This window comes from Labilibaculum filiforme (assembly GCF_002843315.1).
In the GTDB taxonomy this organism is placed as follows: Bacteria; Bacteroidota; Bacteroidia; order Bacteroidales; family Marinifilaceae; genus Labilibaculum; species Labilibaculum filiforme.
The window spans coordinates 1-2,892 of record NZ_MVDD01000044.1 but is presented as its reverse complement, the minus strand read 5'-3'; the positions used below and the strand labels follow the sequence as shown (position 1 = coordinate 2,892).

Genomic DNA, 2,892 nt, shown 5'->3' with positions numbered 1-2,892 from the left:
CATTCTGTGTTTGTGTACTGATATTCCCAACAACATCTTTATAAGTCCAGGTAACAACAGTAGTTCCTTGTGTAGTTATTGGCAAACTTGCATCGTTAGTTACTGTTACAGCAGAACAATTATCTGTTGCTGTTGGTGCAGTTAAAGTCGTCACCTCACACTCTGCGGTTACGTTTGGCAAAGAAGCCAAATCTGCAACTGGTGCAGTAGCATCAGTAATGATTACATTCTGTGTTTGTGTACTGATATTCCCAACAACATCTTTATATGTCCAAGTAACAACAGTAGTTCCTTGTGCTGTAATTGGCAAACTTGCATCATTAGTTACAGTAACTGATGAACAGTTATCTGTCGCGCTTGGAGCAGTTAAGCTTGTCACTTCACACTCTGCAGTTACGTTTGGCAATGATGCCAAATCTGCTACTGGTGCTTGTGTATCGGTGATAACTACATTCTGTGTTTGTGTACTGGTATTCCCAACTACATCTTTATAAGTCCAAGTCACAACTGTAGTGCCTTGAGTAGTTATTGGTAAACTTGCATCGTTAGTTACTGTTACTGTCGAGCAGTTGTCTGTTGCTGTTGGTGCTGTTAAACTAGTCACCTCACACTCTGCAGTTACGTTTGGCAATGAAGCCAAATCTGCAACCGGTGCTGTAGCATCAGTAATGATTACATTCTGTGTTTGTGTACTGATATTCCCAACAACATCTTTATATGTCCAAGTAACAACTGTAGTGCCTTGAGTAGTTATTGGCAAACTTGCATCGTTAGTTACAGTAACTGATGAACAGTTATCTGTCGCGCTTGGTGCAGTTAAGCTTGTCACTTCACACTCTGCAGTTACGTTTGGCAATGATGCCAAATCTGCTACTGGTGCTTGTGTATCGGTGATAACTACATTCTGTGTTTGTGTACTGGTATTCCCAACTACATCTTTATAAGTCCAAGTCACAACTGTAGTGCCTTGAGTAGTTATTGGTAAACTTGCATCGTTAGTTACTGTTACAGCAGAACAATTATCTGTTGCACTTGGTGCTGTCAATGAAGTTACCTCACACTCTGCAGTTACGTTTGGCAATGAAGCCAAATCTGCAACCGGTGCAGTAGCATCAGTAATAATTACATTCTGTGTTTGTGTACTGGTATTCCCAACTACATCTTTATAAGTCCAAGTCACAACTGTAGTGCCTTGAGTAGTTATTGGTAAACTTGCATCGTTAGTTACTGTTACAGTAGAACAATTATCTGTTGCACTTGGTGCTGTTAATGAAGTTACCTCACACTCTGCGGTTACGTTTGGCAAAGAAGCCAAATCTGCAACCGGTGCTGTAGCATCAGTAATGATTACATTCTGTGTTTGTGTACTGATATTCCCAACTACATCTTTATATGTCCAAGTAACAACAGTAGTTCCTTGAGTAGTTATTGGTAAACTTGCATCGTTAGTTACTGTTACAGCAGAACAATTATCTGTTGCACTTGGTGCTGTTAAACTAGTCACCTCACACTCTGCAGTTACGTTTGGCAAAGAAGCCAAATCTGCAACCGGTGCTGTAGCATCAGTAATGATTACATTCTGTGTTTGTGTACTGCTATTCCCAACTACATCTTTATAAGTCCAAGTCACAACCGTAGTGCCTTGAGTAGTGATTGGCAAACTTGCATCGTTAGTTACTGTTACAGCAGAACAATTATCTGTTGCTGTTGGTGCAGTTAAACTAGTCACCTCACACTCTGCAGTTACGTTTGGCAAAGAAGCCAAATCTGCAACTGGTGCTGTAGCATCAGTAATGATTACATTCTGTGTTTGTGTACTGGTATTCCCAACTACATCTTTATAAGTCCAGGTAACAACAGTAGTTCCTTGTGCAGTGATTGGCAAACTTGCATCGTTAGTTACTGTTACAGCAGAACAATTATCTGTTGCACTTGGTGCAGTTAAAGTCGTTACCTCACACTCTGCGGTTACGTTTGGCAAAGAAGCCAAATCTGCAACTGGTGCAGTAGCATCAGTAATGATTACATTCTGTGTTTGTGTACTGGTATTCCCAACTACATCTTTATAAGTCCAAGTCACAACTGTAGTGCCTTGTGTAGTTATTGGTAAACTTGCATCGTTAGTTACAGTAACTGATGAACAGTTATCTGTCGCACTTGGTGCAGTTAAAGTCGTTACCTCACACTCTGCAGTTACGTTTGGCAATGAAGCCAAATCTGCAACCGGTGCTGTAGCATCAGTAATGATTACATTCTGTGTTTGTGTACTGGTATTCCCAACTACATCTTTATAAGTCCAGGTAACAACAGTAGTGCCTTGTGTAGTAATTGGTAAACTTGCATCGTTAGTTACTGTTACAGCAGAACAATTATCTGTTGCACTTGGTGCAGTTAAAGTCGTTACCTCACACTCTGCGGTTACGTTTGGCAAAGAAGCCAAATCTGCAACTGGTGCAGTAGCATCAGTAATGATTACATTCTGTGTTTGTGTACTGGTATTCCCAACTACATCTTTATAAGTCCAAGTCACAACTGTAGTGCCTTGAGTAGTTATTGGTAAACTTGCATCGTTAGTTACAGTAACTGATGAACAGTTATCTGTCGCACTTGGTGCAGTTAAAGTCGTTACCTCACACTCTGCAGTTACGTTTGGCAATGAAGCCAAATCTGCAATTGGTGCTGTAGCATCAGTAATGATTACATTCTGTGTTTGTGTACTGATATTCCCAACTACATCTTTATAAGTCCAGGTAACAACAGTAGTTCCTTGTGCAGTGATTGGCAAACTTGCATCGTTAGTTACTGTTACGGCAGAACAATTATCTGTTGCTGTTGGTGCTGTTAAACTAGTCACCTCACACTCTGCAGTTACGTTTGGCAATGAAGCCAAAT

Annotated in this window: 1 protein-coding gene; it reads right to left on the bottom strand. The window is 40.6% G+C overall.

The features are described from left to right. Positions 1-2,892: beta strand repeat-containing protein (locus BZG02_RS20930; protein WP_218972322.1), on the bottom strand; the 2,892-nt coding region annotated here is incomplete at both ends.